This is a genomic window from Rosistilla carotiformis, assembly GCF_007753095.1.
Classification (GTDB): domain Bacteria; phylum Planctomycetota; class Planctomycetia; order Pirellulales; family Pirellulaceae; genus Rosistilla; species Rosistilla carotiformis.
On sequence record NZ_CP036348.1, the window covers coordinates 2,791,193 to 2,813,950 of the forward strand.

Sequence of the window (22,758 nt, forward strand, 5' to 3'; positions counted from 1 at the left end):
AGAACGCCCCTCGCGGACGCGGGCGATGGGATCAAAGATGATGCCCGTTGGGTGCCATTGAACCCTGCATTGCCCGAACCAAATACATACAGAATCTTCCCCTGACATTCCAGGGCATCCGCCAGCAAATCAGGGGTGAGTTTGTATGACTTGTTGGTCAATCGGCTCCGTTTGTTAGCGTTGAAGTCCACGAGGGCTGACGCTCGATTTCCAACAGCCGCTGTTTCCGCCACAGTCCGCCGCCGTATCCGGTCAGCGTTCCGTCGGCGCCGATCACTCGGTGACAGGGGATCAGGATCGCGATCCGGTTATCGCCGTTGGCCCGTGCCACCGCGCGGACCGCTGTCGGTTTGCCGATCGCGGTGGCTTGCTGAGCATACGAGCGCGTCTCGCCAAATGGTATCTGCCGCAACGCTTCCCAAACCCTTTGTTGGAACGGAGTCCCGGCGGTGTCCAAAGGGATCTCAAATCGAGTCCGTCGACCGGCGAAGTATTCTTGCAGCTGGGACTGTAGCGTTGCAAACAGCGGACTTGGGCCGGGCAGCAGCGTCGCCCGACATCGCTGACGCAGCCGATCCAACTGCGTTTCCAACATCGGCCGATCGGCGAACTCCAGCAGACAGATCCCCGCGTCCGATCCACCCGCCAACATCGGGCCCAAAGGTGTCAGCAGCCGCGAGATCGCAATCACTTGTCGGCCGTCGCTTTTGGCCGGCGCCGCGCCGATCGCCCGCTTAAATCCGTCGCCAAATCCGCTCAGCGATTCGTATCCGCTCTGTAGCGCGACCTCGGTCACCGATTGTCGATCGCGAATCTGTCCGAACGACTGATTGATCCGACGCATCCGCTGATACGCCGTAAAGGTCATCCCGTGGGTCTTTTGAAACCAACGGCGAACGCGAACCGGATCGAGTCCCCGGCATCGCAAGTCTTCGCTTCGCAAACGGAGATTCGGGTCGCTTTCTAATTCATCGATCAACGGCTGCAACCAATCGGGCGAAGCTCCCAGCGCCGCCAACGGGCGGCAGATTTTGCACGCTCGAAAACCGTGAGCCAGCGCCGACTGGGCATCGCGAAAGTACTCGACATTCTCCGGCTTCGGTTTCCGCGCCGTACACGACGGGCGACAGAAGATCCCCGTCGTGCGAATCCCCGCCAGAAACACCCCCTCGAAACGAGAGTCCTTGGCGACCAGAGCGGCATACATCGTCTCGCGGCTTGGCAACGAAGGCAGCTCGTTTGGGGCAACTCTCTTCATGCGAAATTCGCTTTCCTCGTGAAACCTGGCAGGTTTAGGAGCATTCAATTCCGAAAGCCCTCCAATCATTGGGTGGCTGACTTAAAATGACGTTACCACGTCGCGCGGCGATCACAACCGCGAAAGCGACAAGCAATTGGTTTGTTGCGTTGCCGCAAACGCTAGCTCGACAGTCACCCCGTTTATTGTCAGCCTTCCCGGCAGCTGCAGGTTGTGCCAGCAAACGGCCACGTCGCTATCCCGTTGAACTTAATCAACGATCCGCCTAACTTGTGCGGTCCCCCAACTCGATACTCACCCCTGTTTGAAAGTTCCCCACAATGTTTTTAAAGCGCGCGCGAGCGATCCCTAAAAAGTTTTCCCTTGAATCGATAGGCGTGCGATCTGCCCACCGACCTGCCGTGGCGATCGCGATCCTGATCGGCGCGGCGATTGTTTGCGACGCCGCGGAAACGACGCTGCATGTCGCGCCCGCCGGTCCGCTGCACTCGCTGACCGAAGCTCGCGACGAGATTCGCCAGCGACGCGCGGCCGCACCGGACGAAACGTTTCGAGTGATCGTCGCCGACGGACGCTATGAAATCAGCGAACCGATCGTATTCGAAGCGAAAGACGGCAACGTGGTCTACCAAGCCGCGGAAGGAGCTGCCCCGGTGATCTCCGGCGGCCGCGTCATCACAATGCCATGGACCGCCACCGAATCGGGCGTCTGGTCGACTCAACTGCCTCCCGATTGGCGTTTTGATCAACTCTGGATCAACGGTAACCACGCGACGCGCGCCCGCGAACCGGATCACTTTTTCCACTACATGTTGCGCGGCCAAGAGACGCTGATCGAAAACGCGCGTCGTGCGCGGCAGACCTTCACCGTCCGCCCCGAAGACGTCGCCAGCTTGCAGGGACTCAGCCCCGAACAGATCCAGAACGTGCAATTCCTGGCCTTCCATAAATGGGACACCACGCGGCGGTTCCTCGAATCGGCGGATGCCGACGCGGGACGCTTGGTCAGCGTTGGACGAGGGATGAAGTCGCACAATCCGCTGACCCTGAACACCGGCTACATCTTAGAGAACTACCGCGAAGCGATGGACGAGCCGGGCGAATGGTTCCTCGCCCCCGATGGTCTGCTCAGCTACCGCCCCCGCGAAGGGGAATCGATGGACACGATCGAGTGCATCGCGCCGGTCAGCGAAAAGCTGGTTGTGATCCGTGGCGATGCGGCGAGCGACAAGTCGGTGAAGAATCTCGAGTTCCACGGATTGGCGTTTCGTCACAGTGGGCTGATCACGCCGCCCCAAGGATTTGAGCCTTCGCAAGCCGCGTCGCCGATCGAAGCGGCGGTGCAGATCGACGGAGCCCAAGGCATCGTCTTGGCCGATTGCGAAATTGGCCACACCGGCCAGTACGGTCTTTGGTTCCGCAAGGGTTGTCGCGATAGCCGCGTCGAGCGATGTTGGATCCACGACCTGGGTGCCGGTGGCGTGCGGATCGGCGAAACCCGAATCGCCAAGGAGGCTGCGGAACGAACCAGCCATATCGTTGTCGACAACAGTATCGTCAATCACGCCGGTCACATGTTCCCCTGTGCCGTGGGGATTTGGATCGGTCAGAGTGGCGACAATCAAATCACGCACAACGAGATCGCCGATCTGTTTTACACTGGCATCTCCGTCGGCTGGCGTTGGGGATATTCCGAAAGCCTGGCGTCGCGAAATCGCATCGAAGACAACCATATCCATCACATCGGCCAGGGTTGGCTGAGCGATATGGGAGGGATCTACACGCTGGGCCCCGCTCCCGGAACGGTCCTTCGCGGCAACCGAATCCACGACATCGATTCGTGGGGCTACGGCGGCTGGGGCTTGTACAATGATGAAGGAAGCACCGACATCCTGCTGGAAAACAACTTGGTCTACCGAACCAAATCGGGCGGTTACCACCAGCATTACGGTCGCGATAACATCATCCGTAACAACATCTTCGCCTACGGACGCGAATACCAAGTGCGGCGTAGCCGCGTCGAAGACCATGTGTCGTTCACGTACGAACAGAACATCGTCCTGTTCGACAGCGAAGAACTGTTCCACGGCCACTGGGGCGACGACGGTGTGAAGGTCGGGCGGAACCTTTATTGGCGTGGAGGTGCGGAGGTCGACATCAGCAAAGCGGACAAGAGTGGCGAGTCGGTGATTGCCGATCCGCGATTTGTCGATCCCAAGCACGATGATTTCCGATTCATCGACACCTCCGCAGCCGACAAGATCGGTTTTAAGCCATTCGATGTTTCGGCAGCCGGTGTTTACGGCGAACCGGCATGGAAGGAAAAAGCCGCATCGCTGCCGATGCCCGAGATGTTGAGGGCGCCCGAGCCACCCGCTTATTCGGTCCGCGAGGACTTTGAATCGGGCGAGCTGCCGGTGGGAGCGAGGGTGAGCGCCGACAAAGAGCGAGGCGGGATCGAAGTCGTCGATGTCGACTTCGCCTTTCGCGGCAGCAAAGCACTCCGGTTCACCGACACTCCCGATCAACCGCACGCCTATTATCCGATGATGTCTTTGGCACCAAAGCACAGCAGTGGGACGACGCGTTGCCGGTTTATGATCCGGCTGGGTGAAGGGGCTGTCTTCCAACACGAATGGCGCGACGCTGCCAATCCGTTTCAGATCGGCCCAAGCCTGTGGATCGAAAAAGGCGTGTTAAGAGCGAAGGATGGTGTCTCGGTTAAATTGCCCGTCGATGAATGGATCCGAATCGAAGTCGCAGCGCAGCTGGGGCAAGAGGCGGGGCATTGGCATCTGCGAATAACCGTTCCGGGACAAGAACCGCAAACGTTCCGCGACCTGACAACGACCAGTCCGGGGTGGCAAAACCTCGACTGGGTCGGCTTCGTCAGCCAAGCCAAGGACGACGCCGTCGTCTACATCGACGATCTCGAATTGGCGCAATAAACGCCGCGTCGCAGGGCCGGGGATATGTGTTCCCCGCGCCAATGGGGATTCCCAGGGTCGACGGCTCGGCAATTTGATCGAGCTATGCAAATCGCCGAGCCTTCGGCCCTGGACTCGCGTCGATTTGCGGCCGGCTGCCGCGGCGCCCCGCCCGTTGGCCTGGGCTATGCAAATTGCCGACCCTACGGCCCTATGAGGCTTGCTACTGGGGGTCTGGCTTTCGGCCGCTCCGGATCCGACGCGATGCTTCGGGCGGTCTTCGCTTGCTACGCCAGCCACTGGTCGCTGGTCACGCGTTGTACCCCGGCATGTTCCATCTCTGCGATCGCCGCCGCGCAATCGCCCGGCTGCAAATCGACACCGCGACAGGCGTCTTCGATCAACCAGGTGCGGAATCCTAATCGACGGGAATCCAACGCGGTGGCGCGAACACAATAATCGGTGGCCAGTCCAAGGATGTAGGTGTCGGTCACTTTGTTCTGCTTCAGATAATCGCCTAGACCGGTGGCATGCACGCCGCCGTTGTCAAAGAACCCGCTGTAGCTGTCCAATCTGCGGTCGGTCCCTTTGCTGAAGACCTTCGCGATCGAATGCGTTTTCAACAAGGATGCCAGTTCCGCCCCCTCGCTATTTTGCACGCAGTGGTCTGGCCACAGGACTTGCGCGATGCCGTCGATATCGATCGTATCACCGACCCGATGGTTTGCGTATTGGCTGGCGAAACTGGAATGGTCTGCGGGATGCCAATCCTGCGTCGCGACGACCAACGGGAAGAACGGTTGCAAGCGGTTCGCCAGCGGCAGCACCTCGTTGCCACGAGGGACCCCAAGTGCTCCACCGGGCAAGAAATCGTTTTGCAGGTCAACCAAAATTAACGCATTCATGCCTGCCCCCGGGCTGTTTGGATCATCGACGTTTTTCGTTCATGTAGCGACAACTCGAGTCCCACCGGATAGGAATGCGGGTTCTCAAATCGTTTACTCGCCGCCGGGGTCTTCTGAAGTTCTTGTTGGACTCGTTGCCGGATCGTTTCCAATTTCGGAGCTTCATAGATCTTCGCGCCATCGCGAAAGATGGGAACCAACAGGTCGGAGGAGGCGACGCTCGAATCAAACCGCTTGCGACGATTGGGATCGGCGGGATCGACCATCGTTGCACCCTGGCCGAAATCGATCTCGGCAGCTTCGTTGTAGATCATGTCTCCACGATGCTCCGATTCATTTTCGAAACGCCGGACTTGTAAGATCCCCGGATTGCTCACCTTAATCGTTTGCTCGGACAGCTTCAGCCGGTATTGCCAGGTGCCATCGGAATCACGTATCGCACCCAGCTTATAGACGCCTCCCAGCGCCGGTTGATCAAACGCCGTCACCAACTTGGTGCCAACACCCCAGGTATCGATGCGGGCGCCTTGCTGCTTGAGGCTGACGATCAAATGTTCGTCGAGATCGTTGCTGGCGACGATCCGAGCGTCCGGGAAACCGCTCGAGTCGAGGAGCTTCCGGGCTTCGATACTGAGCCAAGCCAAGTCGCCCGAATCGAGTCGTATGCCCAGCATCTCGTGCCCCGCTGCACGCAGCGTTCGGCCGGTCTCAACCGCTGTCCGCACACCGTCCAACGTATCGTAAGTGTCGACAAGGAACAGGCTGTTGTTGGGCATCGCGCTGGCGTACATGTCAAACGCCTCGCGCTCGGTTGGAAACGTCATCACCCAGCTGTGGGCGTGCGTGCCGAAGACGGGAAGGTCGAATAATTGAGCGGCCAGAACGTTCGATGTGCCCGAACAACCGCCGATGCAAGCGGCTCGGGACGCCGACAGCGCGCCATCGATCCCTTGGGCGCGTCGCAGCCCATATTCAATCACTCGATCGCCGGCAGCAGCTTGGCAGACTCGGGCGGCTTTGGTCGCGACCAAGGTCTGGAAATTGAGGATGTTCAGTAGCGGCGTCTCGAGCAACTGGCCCAGCAGGATCGGGCCGCGCACTCGGAGCAACGGTTCGTGGGGATAAACGACGGTCCCTTCGGGAACCGCGTCGATGTCGCAGTCAAACTTTAAGTCCCCCAAATACTCCAGAAAGCCATCGTCGAACAATGGCTCGGCATCGGCACCTCGCAACGCGCCCAGGTAGGCGAGGTCGGCGGCCTCGAAGCGGAAGTTTTCCAAGTATTCGATCGCCGTTTGCAGTCCACAAGCGATCGAATAGCCGCCATCGAACGGATGGTTGCGAAAGAAAAGATGGAACGCCGCCTCGCGCTCGGCCAAGCCATGTTTCCAATAACCGTAGGCCATCGTCAATTGATACAAATCGGTCAGCATCGCCAACGACGGACGATACAACTGCTGCAGCAGATTCATTGCGTTCCCCTATTCCCCGACAGAACGTTTGCAGCCAGCGACGTGCCCCCAGAGCGTGCTGGCCCCACGCTCAGGCGACTATTATAGCCCCTCGAAGGATGGAGCGTGACGGTCGCCGAACCGATCCATCGCATGGTTTGACGCAAGGTTCCTGCCCGAAAGCAAATCGCAGTCGCCGTGCGCAAAACGCAGGCCATTGATGACGGGATTTGCCGGAGATGTTAAGGTACAGGGAAGCGGGGGGCGGCGTGCCGATGCGGTTCCCCAGGCTCCATTGGAAACTTGATTCGCCCGGAAACGAGCGTGGCCCCCAAGACGACGCGGCAGCGCAAGCGATACAATAAAAAAAAGACGACTCCCCCCACAGGATGATCATGAAAACGATTCACCTTTCAACGATGCTGATCGGTTTGGCGGCTCTTGTAGGCTGCGAGAAGCCCTATGTTGCGGAATTCGAACCCAACATGGTTTACGCCAAGTTGGTGTCGATGTCGGTCGAAGAACCGATGGATCAAGCGCTGGCGGAAACTCAAATCGCATTGACGCGACTGTTTGGAACTCCCGACGATCCGAAACTTCCCGACTTCCTTCTCGAAGATCCCGATCTCGGAACGCTGGTCACTATGGAGAACCTGGTCGCTGCCTCGGGGTCGCCTAGCGAAGAGGGACGCGGCCTGTATCGCCAACATTGTTCGACCTGTCACGGAATCACGGGCAACGGTCGTGGAACCACGGCGGCGTTGTTGGACCCCTATCCTCGCGACTATCGGATGGGGAAATTCAAATTCAAAAGCACTCGCCGCGGATCGAAACCGGTCCGCGAGGACCTGCACTATTCGATCACCCACGGGATCGATGGAACCGCGATGAAAGCGATTCCGGAATTGAACGCCGAGCCAGAGCAGGTCGAAGCGTTGATCGATTACGTGATGTATCTGACCTGGCGTGGCGAAGTCGAACGGGCGATGCTGCAAGAGGCGGAAGTGATCGATTTTGCGGCGGGGGAGACGTTGTTCGACAACCAGATGGTCAACAAGTACCTTCAGCAATACAAAGATGACTTCGATCCGGAAACGATCACCGACGAAGCCAAGAGAGAAGAGTACGAGCTGTTTGTTGAGCAGTGGGAGTTCATCACCGACATCACGTTTGGTGCCGTGGAAGGTTGGTTGGACGCGGAAGATGCGGTGATCGAAGTTCCCGAACCTGAAGAGGTCCCCGTTCCCGAGACGATCGATGAAGTGGTGGCTGCCGCGCAGTCGGCCGATGATTCGCCGCTGAAGCAATCGATCGAACGAGGTCGAGCCCTGTTTGTGACCGAGCGTGCCGCGTGTGCCAAATGCCACGGCCCCAAGGGTTGGGGAGACGGTAAGAACAAAGACTACGACGATTGGACTAAAGACTGGACGCTGCAGCATGGCATCGACCCAACCGATGAAGCGGCTCAAATTCCATTGATCGCCCGCGGCGTTTTGCCACCTCGGTTGATCGTGCCGCGTGATTTCCGCGAAGGATTGTTCCGTGGCGGTCCCGAACCCGAGCGTCTCTACCTCCGCATCTCGGCGGGCATCGATGGAACGCCCATGCCATCGGCGACGCTTGAAACGAATCAAATCTGGGACCTTGTCAACTTTGTTCGCTCGCTGCGTGAAACGCCCGCGATGACGATTCAATAAACGCGCCGTCTTCTCGAAACGGCAAACGCTCCTTCCGACAGAACCCTGGAATATTGAACGCGATGCGCCATTGCAAGTTGTCATTTTGTGTTCTGACTTGCCTCGCAATCCTGCTTGAGGGCCCCGTCGCGTTGGGACAAGAAGTCGTTGCGATTCACGGGGAACCGTTTGGTGTCGGTTTCGTTCGGGCCCAGTGGCCCGAACCGGTCGAAGGACTCTCCCGCGTTCGCGTCTCGTCACCTCAAGGGCGGCTGTTTTATCCAGCCGCCGAACCGTTGACCGTTACCGTTCGCGACCCCATGCGTTTGGATCCCGCACCGCGGGAACTGAAATTTGGGCGCGGCAAGATCCTGGAGCGGTTGGGACAAGTCGTCAAAGCGGCGGTCACCGCCGATGAACGCCAACAGGTGACGGGTTACGAAATTTGGTTCTTGTTCCAAGGTGATCGCCCGTTCGATTTGCAGATTTCAGGACCCGCCGTCGCCACGATTCCCATCGTGCCCGTCGCGGCAGCCGCCGATGACCACCAGGCGGCGCTGCAAGGTTGGTGGCAGTCCTATCAGGCGCAGGCCGAATCAGAGATCGCCGGGGCGCCAATGCTTCCTGTCGTCGACGCCTACCTGTTGTCGTATCTCGCCCGTCGGTTGGACCTGCCCCGCCCCGCAGCGCTGTCGCGGATGCGGTTGGAAAAACCTCCGGTGGCAATCGAAATGATGGCCGATTCCAGCGGACTGCAGCGGATCGCACTGGCGGACGTTTTGCGAGGTGAACCGCATGAAGTGTCCGAACCGTTCGACACCTTGCCCGCAGCTGTCGAAGTCGCGGAGATCGCACCGATGGACGACGACGCGGTGCCGGAGGGAATCGAACCGATCGCGAGGATGGTTCCGCCGGAGTGCTTTTATCTGCGTTTTGGTAGCTTTGCCAATTTTTTGTGGTTTCAAAAGCTGGCACAAGAACACGATGGCGATGTTAAGAACATGGTTGGTCGGCCGATCCTGGATCGCCGCGGTAGCCAGCGGATCGAAGAGCTATTAAACGTCCGGTACACGCAATTGGCCGATCTCTTTGGCGATGCCTTGATCGGTGACGTGGCACTGGTTGGGAACGATTTCTTGCTCGACGATGGGCCTTCGATTGGCGTCTTGATGCAGGCCAAAAACGCGTTTTTACTCTCGACGTTTTTGGGACAAGACCGCCAAGCGACCGTCGCTCAGTTTCCCGATTGCACGCTAGAAACCAAAACGATCGAAGGGATTGAGGTCTCGCTGCTATCGACTCCCGACAATCGTGTCCGTTCGTTTTGGGTGGCCAATGGCGATTGGATGTTCTTGACCAGCAGCGAACATCTGGCCGCGCGGTTCATCGCCGCGCGGAAGGCGCGAACACCCCTGGCGGCGACTGCTGAATTTCAACATTTTCGCGAAAAGTACCCCCATGGCGAGAAGCCGGCGATCACGTTGTTTCTTCCGCGACGCTTTCTGAGCACGCTCTACACGCCCCATTTTCAGATCGAACTTCAGCGACGCTGTCGTGCCGCTGCCGAGATGGCGGTGCTGGTCGCCGCCCGCGCCGCGGCATCCAACGAAGGCCAGTCGCTGGTAATGGCCGACGACCTGATCGCTGCCGGCTATCTTCCCGGTGGATTTGGCCATCGCGTCGATCGCAGCGGATTGATTCTGACCGACGACGGAGTGCTGGATTCTCGCCGCGGCGGACGTCAGACGTTGCTGCCGATCGACGATGTTGCGATCGACAAGATCACGTCGGCCGAACGCATTTGGCAGGACCAGATCGATCGCATGCGAACCGCGCAACCGGGATTGCTGGAACCCGTCTTCATCCAGATCGATCGTTCGGCGGCCGATCCGCAATCGCCCGACCGCGAGCGGTTGACGATCGCGGTGGATGTCGTTCCGGCGATGCTTGGCAAACAAGCATGGATCGTCGACCAGCTGGGACCCCCAACCGATATCGGCGTCCAGTTTTCGAAGACCGATTTGATTTCGTTCCACGCCAACATTCATAGCGACAAATTAAACGGATCGATTCCACCGCACTATTTGTTCGGTGGATTGAAGGATTGCTACCCGGCGGCGTTGGCGAAATTCGAATCCCCGATCGACCGGATCTTTGCGATCTCGACGCTCCGCGGTTATTTGGCCGCTTGGCCTGATCCCGGTTTGATCGACCGCTTGCCGTTGGGGTTGGGGCGGGGAAGTCCGGTCGGCCCGAACATGACGCGGCTGGTCGGTGGCGCGTACCGGTACCAGTCGGAACGTGTCAGTTTGCTGTCGTTCGATCGCGAAGTCTTGGTGGAGAGCATTCCCGACCTCGCGGTGCTGGACAAGCAACCGACCCGGCGGGCCCACCTGAAGATTGAGGATCTGTCGCAGACGCAGCTGGGCCAGTGGGTTAGCGACACGCTTTTGGATGCCGAGCGACGTAAATCGCAAGCCGGTTGTGACCTGCTTTCGCGGCTGACCGAACAACTGGGAATCGATCGCGAAACGACGCCTTTGTTTGCGGAGGAATTGCTTGGTGCGGCGTTACAGTGTCCTTTGCGAGGTGAATTTCGCTGTCGCGGCGACGGACACTGGTGCTCGACCGCGTCCGAAGTCGAAACGCCGCCGACTGCCGCGGTGATGCGGTGGTTCCGTGGGCTGCAAGCTTCGGTCGACGTCGTCGACAACCGACTTCTGGTCGACATCGAAGTCGATGTGCAGCGGGCGACGAGATAGGAAGGGGGGCTCGCAGCGTGCGACCCGCACCCAACGCCACGGCGGAGCGAGATTTCTAGCTCAAAAAATCAAGAGGTTTGTGTTGCCGGGACACGGTCCTCGGCGGGCGGTTGCGGACCGCGAACTTTCAAAAAGCCGGAGATCGTCACGACGATCAGCGCCGCGACCAGCAGCACTTTCAACCACAGGGTTCGTTTGCGACGGATCGCTTCCAAACCGGTGGATCGTCCGACCAGCGCGGCGGCGATAAAAAAGATCACCAGCGCGATCAGCATCTTGGTTCCCAACAACGCGTGGTACAACGCATCCCCTTTGTGGGAGGGGATGGCCCGGTAGTAATTGTAGATTCCGCTGATTAGGAACAGCGTGACGCCGACGTGGACGAACCGCTTCCATCGCGCCGTCAACGCGGTGCGCAAACGATCGTGTTGTTCGTCGGATAGGTTTTGGGCCGCTGGCATCAAAACCAGCAACATGAACGCGCTGCCACCGACCAACGTGATCGCCGTGGCGACATGGATCACCCGAGACAGGGTGTCGATCAAAAGTTGAGTGTCCATTGAGCTTGTCGTTTCGTTGCGGAAGAGGATTGGGGCGTGTCGCTGCGGTGCGTCGGGAAAACGTTCACGATGCGGAGATCGTCGGTCGTTCGCATTCACTATCGCAAATCGCAGCTGCTTGGTAACTTCAGGGTATTCATGGTTTTATCCCATTCCGGTCATCCGCCAAATGGGGCGTTGACGCCGTTCGGTAGCGCCGCCGATGAACTCGTTTCGTTCCAGGGTACGCTTTGGTTCACCCTTTGAACTTAGGAAACTAGCCGCCACGGCGAGGGAATTTTGTGTAAGAGGCTGTATCGATGTCGATCGCAATTCAATGCCGCACTTGTAAAAATCAGTTGCAAGTAACGCTTAAACAAGCGGGAAAACGAGTCCGTTGCCCAAGCTGTCAAGAAACGGTCAGTGTTCCCTACGAAGCGGATCTGGAAGAGATCCAGCAGTCCGCCGCCAAAGCGTTCGCCGGGAGCAAGGAGAAGATCAAGATCCGATGTCCAGGATGTGAAAAGGTTCTGCAGATTTCCGCCGCCAGCGCCGGCAAAGCGGTCAAATGCCCCGGATGTGCGAAAATCTTTAAGGTCCCCGCCATCAAGCCTTAACGGTTCCCGGCGGGCCTGGCGACATCCGCTGTAAACCACCCGGTCGCCCAACCCGTCTGCATCGGATTGGGCTTTGTGGCGAAGCCGTCCGCTCAACTCTTCTGGCAACAAAGCACAGATTTCGTTCGGGTTCCTCCCTTGATTCAAACGTTGGCTCGACGCGTTATCGCTGGTTGGCTCTCTCCGGCGGATCAAAAATTGCTCGACAACGGACGAGCGATCGGCCAAACTTATCAAATCTCCCACCTCGCCATCCCTCCTAAACGTTCAAGGCCCTCCGCATGTTGCGACAGCTTGCTTTTACTAGTCTCCTTGGTTTCCTGACCCTCGTTTTCGTGCTCCCCTTGGCTGCGGCACCGCTAACCGCGGGAGTGGCCAAAGTCGACATTACCGACATGCAGGCCGGACCGGTAAACGATCGGTCGTATGTGCGGGCGTTGGTGATCAGCGATGGGACGACCACCACGGCAATCGTCTCCGTCGATGCGGTGGCGATCGGCGAAATCGGGCGGATCGACAACGAATACCTCGGCAAGGTTCGAAGCCAGGTCGAGAAGACGCTTGGCATTTCGCCAGCCAACGTGATGATCAACGCCAGTCACTGCCACAGCGTTGTCCGGACCGACGTCGACGAATTGACGATCCAGGCGATTTCGCAAGCTGCCGCCAAGATGGTCCCGGTGCAAGTCGGCGTTGGCGTCGGCCACGAGGATCGGATCATGGAAAACCGTCGACTGCAGTTGGCCGATGGCCGACAGATCGATGTCCGCCACGCCTATTCGCTGCCCCCCGATGAAGCGGTTGCCGCGGTCGGTCCGATCGATCCGCAGATCGGCGTGTTGCGAGTCGACACGCTCGAAGGGGAGGTGTTGGCGATCGTCTACAACTTTGCCTGCCATCCGATTCAGGGTGTCCCCGGCGGCGCGAACACTGCCGACATGACCGGCTATGCGTCGGATGTGATCGAACAAAACATGAGCGACGGAACGGTTGCGTTATTTGTCCAAGGCTGTGCCGGCGACATCAATCCGGTCGACTACAAAGATGTCGATCATCCGCGGCATGCGCAGACGTTGGGCAATTTGCTGGGGCTGAGCACGTTGCAGGCGGCTCGCAAGATCGAAACGAAGCCTGGCGCCGCGCTGCGCGTTGTCAACGAAACGCTGCCGCTGCCGCGCGCCGATCTGGCACAGCGGATCATCGAAATGGAAGCCGAACGGGACAAATTGGTCAATTCGCTGACCGGTACCAGTCTGAACTTGAAGACCTTTTTGCCATTGGTTGTGAAGTATCGGCTGTCCGAAGAATTTCCCTCCTACTATTCGCATCGCTATCTGCACGACAAAGCGCTCGGTCGCAGCGATCTACGCCATTTGGACATCGAAAACCGCAAGAACATGGCCCGCTACATCGACAACATCCACACGATGGAACAGATCACGCGCGTCAACACGAACATGCGCTTGCTGCGAAAGCATCAGGCCGACTTGGTCGACGGCGGCAAGCGGATGATCGATGTCGAACTGGTCGGGCTGCGCGTCGGCGATTTTGTGTTGACGACGTTTCCCGGTGAATTGACGGTCCAGATTGGCAAGAACATCAAAAAAGCCTCGCCGCACCAGCACACCTTTGTCGCCGGGTACACCAACGGCTACATTTATTACGCCCCCACCGCCGACCAATTGCGGAACGTGGGGAATGCGCAAGAGGACAGCGATTGCGTGTTGGCTCCGGCTTGGCAGGCGCTTTACGAAGCGAAAGCGGCACAGATTCTCAGCAAACTGTAACAGGACGTTCGAACGATGCATCTGGACACCAACCGCTCCCTGCTGGGCGATTTGCATCTCGCCCCGCCACCGACCGGGCCGCGATCGACCAGCGACCGCGTGGTGCCAGCATCGGAAGTGCGTCGCGCTCACGGCGCTCCAATTCCCCTCCGCTGTCCATTGTTCGCCTACGACCTGCCATGGTCGTTGCTGCCCTCCACGACCTGTGCAGCGCTAGCGCGGGAACTGACGGCAACCTCGGTGGTGACCAGTCTATTGGATCTGGATGTCGACGAGGATCGACCGGCCGACCTGGTGATGTGCCCCTACCGTCCCGAACGCTATGGCGTCACGATCGACGATCTGTCGCGAGCCGCGTTTGTCGATTTGCGTTTAAACAGCGAGGTCGGCGATGGCAGCGTCTATACGATGGACCAATTGCGACGATGGGATCACCGCGCCGATTCGCTGCCCGATTCGACCGTCATCACGGGATCGCGTTGGCCCGCTGATGTCGCCAGCCCGGACAAACTGGGACGCAAAATCGAACAACTGAGGGCGCTCGCGCCCCAGGCGGCGATCTTCGTCGCGATCAGCCCATTCCATTTGCAACAGGACCTTCCCAACCTGCTGGCTGCTCGCCCCGATGGCATCGTCCTGCGGTTCGATCTCGATCCGACATCCCCTAGCGTCGGCAACCTGATCGCCGCGCAAACCGCTGTCTGCCGGCGGATGATCGACGCCAGCGAAGCCGCCGGGATCGCACTCTGGGTTTCCGCACCGACCACGTCGCCGCTGGACCTGGTGAAACTGTTGGCGCTCGGGGCGTCGGCCGTCAGCATCGACTACTTGGTCTTACATAATTGGCCAGCGGCAGACCTGCCGCCCGCCGCTGGTGACGCTCATGCCAGCTTTGCCCATGCGTCGGCGGTTGCGCATGCAGCGGCTGCCGCGACAACGACGACGCAGCTGATATCGCCGATCATCGATGCCTTGTTGAACGAAGCGTTGACCTACGTTCATGGCCTGGGGGTGGCGCACTATTCCCAATTGAGACCGAGCATGTTGGCCTGCATCGATCCCGCGCTGGCCAAGCGGACAGACGCCATGCTGGTGGAATGATCGGCCACGGTGGCAGATTCGTCTGGCGCTGTGTGGGCTTTCAGACGCTTTGCCGCAAACCGCCCTGCCCGGTATACTCGGCGGTAGAATCGCGGGCTGCCGGCAACGGCGTTCCCGCCCGCCACGCCTTTCCAATCCACCCTTAGACGAAGCTCATGAACCAACCCGCTGGACGTCCCCACGCCGCCTCGCAAAGCCTGCCCGAACCAAGCCGCACGCCATCCGAAGGACTGCATTGTTCGCACTTCATGTATCGTTTTCGGCGCGATATTTTGGCGGGTCTCTCAAAGCGGCGGCTGCGCGACGGCATGCGTCAATTCCTGGCGGCTGTCGATCCGGGGGAAGCGACCCGGCCCGCGAAGCTGCAGCGCTATATCATCAGCGGTCACAAAGCCGACTTCGCCTTGATGATGATGGACGCCGATCCGCTCAAGATCGACGCAGTGCATCAAGCGGTCGTGTCGGGCCCGTTGGGAGCGGCTGTGGAAGCGACTTGGTCGTTTGTTTCGATGAGCGAAATCTCCGAATACGTCCCCACGGTTCCGCAGTATCGCGAGAAATTGATTCGCGAAGGGAACATGCCCGATTCGCCCGAACTGGCCGCCAAGGTGGCCGCGTATGAACGTCGCTTGCCGATGATGAACCAACAGCGGCTGTCCCCCGATATCCCCGATTGGCCCGCCGCCTGTTTCTATCCGATGAACAAATCCCGCGTGCCGGGAGCGAATTGGTTCATGGAGTCGTCGTCGCTGCGGCAGACGCTGATGGCCGAACATGCCCAGAGCGGGATGGCGTTCGCCGGCCGCGTGTCGCAATTGATCACCGTTGGCGTCGGACTGGACGACTGGGAATGGATGGTCACGCTTTGGGGCCGCAATCCCGAACATCTCAAAGAGATCGTTTACCGAATGCGATTCGATCAAGCGAGCGCCAAATACGGCGAATTTGGTCCGTTTTACGTCGGCTATAGCGCGACCGGGCAAGAGATCCTCGACCACTGCCGGATCACGGATTAACCGAGGCGTTCGGGCGGGCATCGATCGGAGGTTGTGAGCACTGGAGGTTTGACGTGTCAGAGACCATGCAAATTTTGCCCGGCTCGTCGCAATCCGATCTGGAGAGCCAGATCGAAGCGGCGTGCGCGTTGATGGAGCGGCACTACGCATCGGGTGTCTATTCGAAGATCACCGTCGTCCGCAGCTGGTCGAAGCACAACCCAACGATCTCTGGTTCGATCGCGCGGCCCTCGGCCTTTCGTTGGTATCTTCGCCGCGAACTGACCAAGCTGGCTGCGCGCGGGGCCCATCTGCATGTCGCACCGTCGCGGGCGAGAGTCGATTTAAATGCTCCCAAGCTGCTGCAATTGATCGACGAGAGCGACTTTGATCACACGCGGAAGAAGGTCTTCCTGTTTGGCCCCGAGCGGGCGGAACTGTCGATCCAACGGCTGGAACATTACACCGGCACTCAGGTCGAAGACTTTCAACGCTATGTGCTGTTGACCAATTATCAAATGCATATGAATGCATTTATCGAAGCCTATCCGGATTGCATCCGCCCTCAGCGGCCCGATGTGCAGATGCCGGCGCTGCATCAACGAACGCTCAACAACGATGGCTTTACGATCATTAACATCGGCGTCGGCCCCAGCAATGCCAAGAACCTGACCGATCACATCGCCGTGCTGCGTCCCGATGCGATGCTGATGGTTGGACATTGCGCGGGAGTGCGGAATCACCAAGAGATTGGCGATTTTGTGCTGGGGTCAGGATACATGCGGGCCGATCGCTTGCTTGATCAAACGCTGCCCACGTCGGTCCCGCTGACGCCGAATTTTGTCTTGAATCGCAACCTGGCCCGCGTTCTCGGCGAACGCCAGCTTCCCTACCGATTTGGCGTCGTCTACACGACGATCGATCGCAACTGGGAACTGACGTTGCGAGGGACGTTGGCCGATCTGCGGGCGAGCCGCAGCATCGCCGTTGACATGGAATCGGCGACCGTCGCCGCCAACGGCTTCCGATACCGCATCCCCTCGGCGACCCTGCTGTGCGTTTCCGATAAACCGCTGCACGGCAAACCCAAACTGGCCGCCGAAGCGCTCGAGTTCTACAAGAAGACCAAGAGTCAGCATCTGGCGGTTGCTGTCGCTGCGATCGAACTGGCCAAACAGGAATTCCCCTGTGGATTTCCGAACAGCGACATCCGGGCGATGGATGAACCGCTGCTGGGCGGCCCGGAATCGTAGGCCCCCACTGCAAATCGTGCAATGAACGGTATGTGTCGGCGGGAACCGCAAAATCAATCGCATAAATTCTTGCGAAACGTTCGCCTCCCTCTGGGGTTATATTCATCGTACTGAGGATGGGGCGATTTTTGATCGCCTGAAACCTTCTCGGTACTCGAAAGATCTCTTCTTGAAATTCAGCCCCGAGTCAAAAACATGCGTTACCGTCATTTCGCCGTCACCGCGGCGCTATTGGTCTCTGTAGGTGTTTCCGCTGGCATCGCCCTTGCTCAGGATGGTCCAGGCGACGGCGATCGTCCGCGTCCCCGTGAGGGTGGACCCCGCGAGGGCGGACCTCGCGAGGGTGGCCCACGAGACAGAGGGCCTCGCGATGGGGCGCCACGTCTGCCTCCGATCCCCATCCTGGAAGCGCTCGATAGCAACGGTGATGGCCAGTTGGATGCGACCGAGATCGAACAGGCTGCCAAAGCGCTCAAATCGCTCGATGGCGACAACGACGGCGTGTTGTCATTTCAAGAAATGATGCCCGCGCCACGTGGCGATCGCGGTCCCGGTGGTCCCGGCCGCCCCGAAGGCCCCCGAGGTCCTGGCGACCGTCCTGAAATGCGTGATGGAGAAGGTCGCCCCAACGGACCTCGCGGTCCTGGCGATCGCCCAGAGATGCGTGAGGGACGCGATCGTCCCGATGGAGAAGGACGTCCGCGACGTCCCGATGGGGAAGGAAGGCCAGATCGTCCCGATGGGGAGGGCGATCGCCGTGGCGGGAATCCAGGACAGTTTATTGAACGGATCATGAAGCTGGACAAAGATGGCGACGGAAAACTGAGCGGCGACGAGTTGCCAGAACGGATGCGGGCGATGCTGAGTCGCGCCGATGTCGATGGCGACGATGCTTTGAGCAAAGAGGAACTGATGAAAATGGCAGAGCGTCGCGGTCGCCAAGGTGGCGGTGAAGGCCGCCGCCGTCCCGACGGAGAAAAGCCAACCGAAGGGGGCGAACGTCCTCGCCGTCCGCCAGCGGAATAGCCTCCGCTGGCCGCCGCCCTCGCGGTGGAGAATTGATTTACCTCGCCAATGCCCGCGGTTGTTCCAATCGCGGGCATTTTGCGTTGGGCATGCGTCCACCCGCAAGGCCGTCCATCCGTAGCCGCGTGAAGGGGCGAAGGGGCAGAGCGTATCCCAATCAGGCGCTGCGGTGAGAAAAACCTTGTCGAATCCGGGGGCGGTTTTGGTTCGATTCGCTGTTTTTTCGCTCGGCATACTAAAATTGCACGCGTTGGAAGTGACATTCCTCGGAGAAAATCGCACTTGTAAGTTAGAGAGTCGATGCCCAGACCGATGCAAGGCGATGAAAGCCGAAGGGAAAACTAATGTCAGCGCCACTGCGTCCTTCCTTCCCGGCCGTGGGAATTCCGACAAGCGTCGTTCCACCGCCGCGCGATCGCTGGCGGACTGAACCGAGCGCGTCGGCAGCCGACGCCGCGGTGCCGTCTTCGGTCTTCCGTCGGCTGTTCGATAAGATCGGCGACCTGCGGAAATTCGATTGGCGCAAGATCGATTGGCGACCGGAAAATGCGCCTCCTTGGGTGATCAGCATGGTGCTTCACTTGAGCTTGCTGTTGGCGTTGGCTTTTATCACGCTAGCCGCCCGTGGGGTCGATCGCACCGTGCTGACGTTGCGGCAAGGGGAATGGGAACCGCAAGCGGAGCTGGCTGAATTTTTCATCGAGCCGATCGAGCCGCTGGAATTGCCCATCGAAGCGGTCGCGGAGGTTCAACACGAACCCGAGTTCGATCTCCGCTCGCTGCAAGTTGAACAGCCGACTGTCGAGTCGTTCACGATGGTCGCGAGCTCCCCCATGTTGGACCAACTGATCGCGAAAACGACGCCGTCGGCCGATCTCACCACGCCGATCCGCGCGGCTCATCCCGCGATGTTTGCAGGACGCAGCGGACCGCTGAAAGCCGAACTGCTGAAGAAATACGGCGGCACCGAAGTGACCGAAAATGCCGTCGCACTCGGATTGGCGTGGCTCAAACGCCAGCAATTGGATGCCGGAAACTGGAGCATGCGCGGTCCTTATACGACGGGCAGTTTCAGCGAAAACGAAACCGCTGCGACAGCGATGGCGATGATCGCATTCATGGGAGCGGGGAGCACGCATCTGAGTGGCCCTTATGAAAAAGAACTCCTCCGCGCAGTCCGGTGGTTGGTCAAGCAACAGGACCGCAACGGATTCATGGCTCACCGCGCCAACGCGCACGAAAAGATGTACGCTCAGGCGCAAGCGATGATCGCCCTGTGCGAACTCTACGCGATGACCAAGGATTCCTGGCTGCGTCCGTACGCGCAAGCCTCGTGCGATTTCGCCGACAACTCGCAATCGCCCGCCGGCGGTTGGCGGTACCAACCGCGGACCGATTCGGATACCTCGGTGACCGGTTGGTTTTTGATGGGACTTAAAAGTGGCCAGACGGCGGGACTGGAGGTGAATCCAGACGTTTTGCTTCGCGTCGGCAAGTTCCTCGATACGGTCGGCGGTGGATACGACGAAGGGTATGCCTACATGCAGGGGGAACGATCGTCGCCAACGATGACCGCCGTCGGTCTACTCTGCCGACAATACCTCGGTTGGCAACGGAATCATCCGGCGATGTCGCGCGGCCTGATCACGCTGGAGGCGAATTATCCGATCGATCCGGGCCAACCCGATGTTTATTACTGGTATTACGCAACCCAAGCGATGCATCATTATGGCGGCCCGCTGTGGGACGATTGGAACGCAAAGCTGCGTGTCGCTGTGCCGGCGATGCAAGACAAGCAAGGGCCCGAACGTGGCAGCTGGTCTCCGCAACGCGATGCCTGGGGACGTCTGGGCGGCCGTCTCTACACCACCTGTTTTGCGTTATACAACCTCGAAGTCTATTACCGACACATGCCGCTGTACGCCTCCGACCAGGCGAATGTTTGGTAAGATGGGTGCAAGTCCCAAGCGTTTACCGCTCCTACTCTCTTCTCACTTCTGGAACGCTCATGTTGGATCGGATGCATCGCCTCGTTTGCGTCGCGTGGACCGCCTTGGTTTGCGTCGGAACATGCAGCGCGCAGGGGGAATCGGGGATCATCCCGCTTTCCGAACTGCCACCACCTCCCGCAGAAATCATCGAACTGCTCGACCGAGCGAACGTGCGGTTCGTCTACGGAAGTAAGCTGCGCCCGGCGTCGATGCCCACAGACACGGGAAGACGTTTGGATGGCATCACGGTGTTCAAATTGGCTTACAAGTTTGATCATCAAAGTCGGTTGCGAAACCGCAGTCGACGGCCGACCGTGGAGGCGAAGATCCGCTTGCGCGGCGAAGGCCTGACCTGCCAACACACCGTCTGGTTTCGAGAAGCTCCCGCCGCGGCAACGTTTTGGAGCGATCGATTGGTGCTGCACGAACTCGATCACGTTGCGATCTCCAGCGATCCTCGACTCCAAACGATCTTCAAATCTCAAGTGGAAGATCCGCCCGTGGTTACTCAGATCGATCAACCGACCTACACATCCGCTGTGGCGGCGGAGGTTAATCGCACCGCGCAGGAACATGTCGATTCCATTTACCGCAACATCGTTGCGTTAGTTGAAATTCGCTACAAGGAACTGGATCGGATCACCGACCATGGCACAAGAAGTGGCACTGCGACTTCGTCCCGATTTCTCAAGAACTAGCGTTAAGGCAAATCGGCTGGAAGGGATTCCGGGATCGCGCCAAGGAATCTTATAGAAGACTTCGCGATGGAGTCGCAAAGCCACAGCTTGATCAAGATTCCGGCCGCGTCTCTTCCAACACGCTGGAGGGACGAACAAACGAGATGCCTTGGGCGTTGTTGGTGTCGATCATCACACTCTCGACCACCGGATGCGTGACCGGTTTGCCCGCTTTCCATTCCAAGATGAAACTCGCTCCGCTTCCGCCCGATTTGTCTTTCTGTTCGATCACAAACTCCGTCGACGCCAACGGACCCAACCGCAGCGGCTTTTCCACCATCGATCGCAATTCCTTTCCTGCGGTGTCGTAATACCGCACCGACGTAATCACGATCTCGTTGGCCTGATCGGTGTTCCGAACGCTTAACGTGACGGTCAACAAACGGGGCTGGCCTCCCTGTTGAAAAATGTGGGAATAGGCGGGGATATAAAGGGTTTGCCCCTGAATCGGCGACCAAGGTAGCGAATCCAGATCCATCCGAGCGGCATCGCGTACGCCTGGTTCGCGGAAGTGCAGATCGTCTTTGATCGCTGAAAAACGCCACTCGACAAAAAACGCGAGCGCAACGATCGGTAGCACGACGGTCAGGAAGACGATCAGCTTGATTTGCCGGACCATTTTGCCGGCCGCTTTGTCACTCATTTCCTTCATCGCTAACTCCGTTGTACTCGCCTCGCATCGTTGCGGCAGGCAGATGTTCGCTCAATTTGAAGTGGGGACGGTCATGGCTGTTGATGAACGCCGCGATGTCAAACGCTTCGGCGGTCGACAGATGAGTGTCATCTGGTGGCATCGCGACTTTTAACCATGACGCCAGTTTGGGCACGCGACTCAACCCCGCCCCATCATTGTACGACTTATCGCCCCAAACCGGAGGCCCGTCATCGGTCCCGAGCCCGTTGTCTGCATGACACGCAGCACAATTTTCGGCATACAAGGCGGCCCCGCGCGAAACACTCGGTTGCACATCCGTCCCGTCTAATCCGGGAACATGCCACGGGCCCAACGGCTTGTCTGGATTTTGTCGGATTGGTAGGTCGGTCGACAGCCACGTGATATAAGCGGTCACCGCCACGGCGACCTCGCTGCCTACCGGCGGCCGCGTTCCATTTTGGCTCCGCATAAAACAATTTAATGCCCGATCCTGCAGCGTCACGACCCGTTGCTCTCGCGGAGACCAGGCCGGATAGGCAGTGGCAATTCCCCGAAAGGTAGCCGCCCGTGGATGTTGTCCATCCTCCAAATGGCACGACGTGCAATTCAGTGCGTTGCCCACGTAGGGCTTCGACAACGGATGTGTGCTTGTGTTGCGAACGATGTCGCGGCCCAGTTCGATCACGCGTCCCAATTCGCCTGCGGGTAAACGTTGTGGCACGAGCGTTTGGGGAGCTCTCTGTTCCTTTTGTGACGCATTCGAATCGTCCGCCTCGATCCTCTCGAGTATTGAGACTCCGACCAAGACAACCACCATCCAACCCAAGCATCGCATCGTTCGATTTTCCTTATTCCGCAAAGTATTTTGTTTCGTCCGTAGCCTCCGCCCACAGTGGCACGCTTCCGCGTCGCAACACGCTTCCTTCTATTTTGATGCTTGCGCGGGCGTTGCAATAGCCTAGGCAGACGGAGATGCAACCTTCGACACGGCGAGGGCACCGACGCACCAAGCCCGTCGGCGACGAAACCCTTGCCCGCCGTGGGGGTTCATTCAAGACAAACATCAACCCAACGGCAA

At 59.0% G+C, this 22,758-nt stretch carries 17 protein-coding genes; 10 read left to right on the plus strand and 7 right to left on the minus strand.

The genetic code is table 11. From position 1 onward, the window contains the following. Positions 1-157: 157 nt before the first annotated feature. Positions 158-1,258 (minus strand): bifunctional transcriptional activator/DNA repair enzyme AdaA, encoded by a 1,101-nt coding sequence (locus Poly24_RS27720; RefSeq protein ID WP_197452474.1) that lies wholly within the window; start codon positions 1,256-1,258, stop codon positions 158-160. A 419-nt stretch (positions 1,259-1,677) separates the two neighbouring features. Between Poly24_RS27720 and Poly24_RS10295 the strand changes: the two genes are divergently transcribed. Beyond that, complete coding sequence (locus Poly24_RS10295) at positions 1,678-4,206, plus strand: right-handed parallel beta-helix repeat-containing protein (protein WP_391556915.1); 2,529 nt, start codon at positions 1,678-1,680, stop codon at positions 4,204-4,206. A 266-nt stretch (positions 4,207-4,472) separates the two neighbouring features. On the opposite strand, the gene pncA is transcribed toward Poly24_RS10295, so the two are convergent. Next, a complete protein-coding gene (gene pncA, locus Poly24_RS10300) occupies positions 4,473-5,090 on the minus strand; it encodes a bifunctional nicotinamidase/pyrazinamidase (protein ID WP_145094269.1) in 618 nt (205 codons plus the stop codon). Then, positions 5,087-6,562: a nicotinate phosphoribosyltransferase gene (locus Poly24_RS10305; protein WP_145094273.1), complete on the minus strand. Its 1,476-nt coding sequence runs from the start codon at positions 6,560-6,562 to the stop codon at positions 5,087-5,089. The genes pncA and Poly24_RS10305 overlap by 4 nt, the downstream gene beginning before the upstream one ends. A 374-nt stretch (positions 6,563-6,936) precedes the next feature. Between Poly24_RS10305 and Poly24_RS10310 the strand changes: the two genes are divergently transcribed. Both Poly24_RS10310 and Poly24_RS10315 read left to right on the plus strand, forming a co-directional pair. Then, complete coding sequence (locus tag Poly24_RS10310; RefSeq protein ID WP_197452475.1) at positions 6,937-8,238, plus strand: cytochrome c; 1,302 nt, start codon at positions 6,937-6,939, stop codon at positions 8,236-8,238. 131 nt (positions 8,239-8,369) lie between these two features. Further along, positions 8,370-10,979, plus strand: a complete 2,610-nt coding sequence (locus Poly24_RS10315) for a hypothetical protein (RefSeq protein ID WP_145094278.1) — start codon at positions 8,370-8,372, stop codon at positions 10,977-10,979. A 68-nt stretch (positions 10,980-11,047) separates the two neighbouring features. Here Poly24_RS10315 and Poly24_RS10320 read toward each other — a convergent pair whose 3' ends face one another. Together Poly24_RS10320 and Poly24_RS10325 are read right to left on the minus strand one after the other, a co-directional pair. Then, entirely contained in the window at positions 11,048-11,539 is a 492-nt protein-coding gene (locus tag Poly24_RS10320; RefSeq protein ID WP_145094281.1) for a hypothetical protein, read from the minus strand. A gap of 248 nt (positions 11,540-11,787) precedes the next feature. Next, entirely contained in the window at positions 11,788-12,381 is a 594-nt protein-coding gene (locus tag Poly24_RS10325) for a hypothetical protein (RefSeq protein WP_145094284.1), read from the minus strand. A 35-nt stretch (positions 12,382-12,416) separates the two neighbouring features. Between Poly24_RS10325 and Poly24_RS10330 the strand changes: the two genes are divergently transcribed. The 7 genes from Poly24_RS10330 (at position 12,417) to Poly24_RS10360 (ending at position 20,986) form a co-directional block, all read left to right on the plus strand. Further along, positions 12,417-13,922 carry a hypothetical protein gene (locus Poly24_RS10330; protein WP_145094287.1) on the plus strand — a complete coding sequence of 502 codons (1,506 nt, stop codon included), beginning with the start codon at positions 12,417-12,419 and terminating at the stop codon, positions 13,920-13,922. A 15-nt stretch (positions 13,923-13,937) separates the two neighbouring features. Then, the gene (locus tag Poly24_RS10335) at positions 13,938-15,023 is read left to right on the plus strand and encodes a hypothetical protein (RefSeq protein ID WP_145094291.1); all 1,086 of its coding nucleotides are present in this window, start codon (positions 13,938-13,940) and stop codon (positions 15,021-15,023) included. Between the two features lie 155 nt (positions 15,024-15,178). Then, positions 15,179-16,039 (plus strand): hydrogen peroxide-dependent heme synthase, encoded by an 861-nt coding sequence (gene hemQ, locus Poly24_RS10340; protein WP_197452476.1) that lies wholly within the window; start codon positions 15,179-15,181, stop codon positions 16,037-16,039. 65 nt (positions 16,040-16,104) lie between these two features. After that, positions 16,105-17,271: a phosphorylase family protein gene (locus Poly24_RS10345; RefSeq protein ID WP_145094294.1), complete on the plus strand. Its 1,167-nt coding sequence runs from the start codon at positions 16,105-16,107 to the stop codon at positions 17,269-17,271. Between the two features lie 195 nt (positions 17,272-17,466). Next, positions 17,467-18,297, plus strand: a complete 831-nt coding sequence (locus Poly24_RS10350; RefSeq protein ID WP_145094297.1) for a hypothetical protein — start codon at positions 17,467-17,469, stop codon at positions 18,295-18,297. Between the two features lie 344 nt (positions 18,298-18,641). Further along, positions 18,642-20,246 (plus strand): prenyltransferase/squalene oxidase repeat-containing protein, encoded by a 1,605-nt coding sequence (locus Poly24_RS10355; RefSeq protein WP_231753565.1) that lies wholly within the window; start codon positions 18,642-18,644, stop codon positions 20,244-20,246. 59 nt (positions 20,247-20,305) lie between these two features. Beyond that, positions 20,306-20,986, plus strand: coding sequence for a hypothetical protein (locus Poly24_RS10360; protein ID WP_145094300.1), 681 nt, complete (start codon positions 20,306-20,308; stop codon positions 20,984-20,986). 91 nt (positions 20,987-21,077) lie between these two features. Here the strand turns inward: Poly24_RS10360 and Poly24_RS10365 are convergent, their stop codons facing one another. Then, positions 21,078-21,677, minus strand: coding sequence for a DUF3124 domain-containing protein (locus Poly24_RS10365; RefSeq protein WP_145094302.1), 600 nt, complete (start codon positions 21,675-21,677; stop codon positions 21,078-21,080). Then, entirely contained in the window at positions 21,661-22,401 is a 741-nt protein-coding gene (locus Poly24_RS10370; RefSeq protein ID WP_315852235.1) for a c-type cytochrome, read from the minus strand. The genes Poly24_RS10365 and Poly24_RS10370 overlap by 17 nt, the downstream gene beginning before the upstream one ends. Between the last annotated feature and the right edge of the window lie 357 nt (positions 22,402-22,758).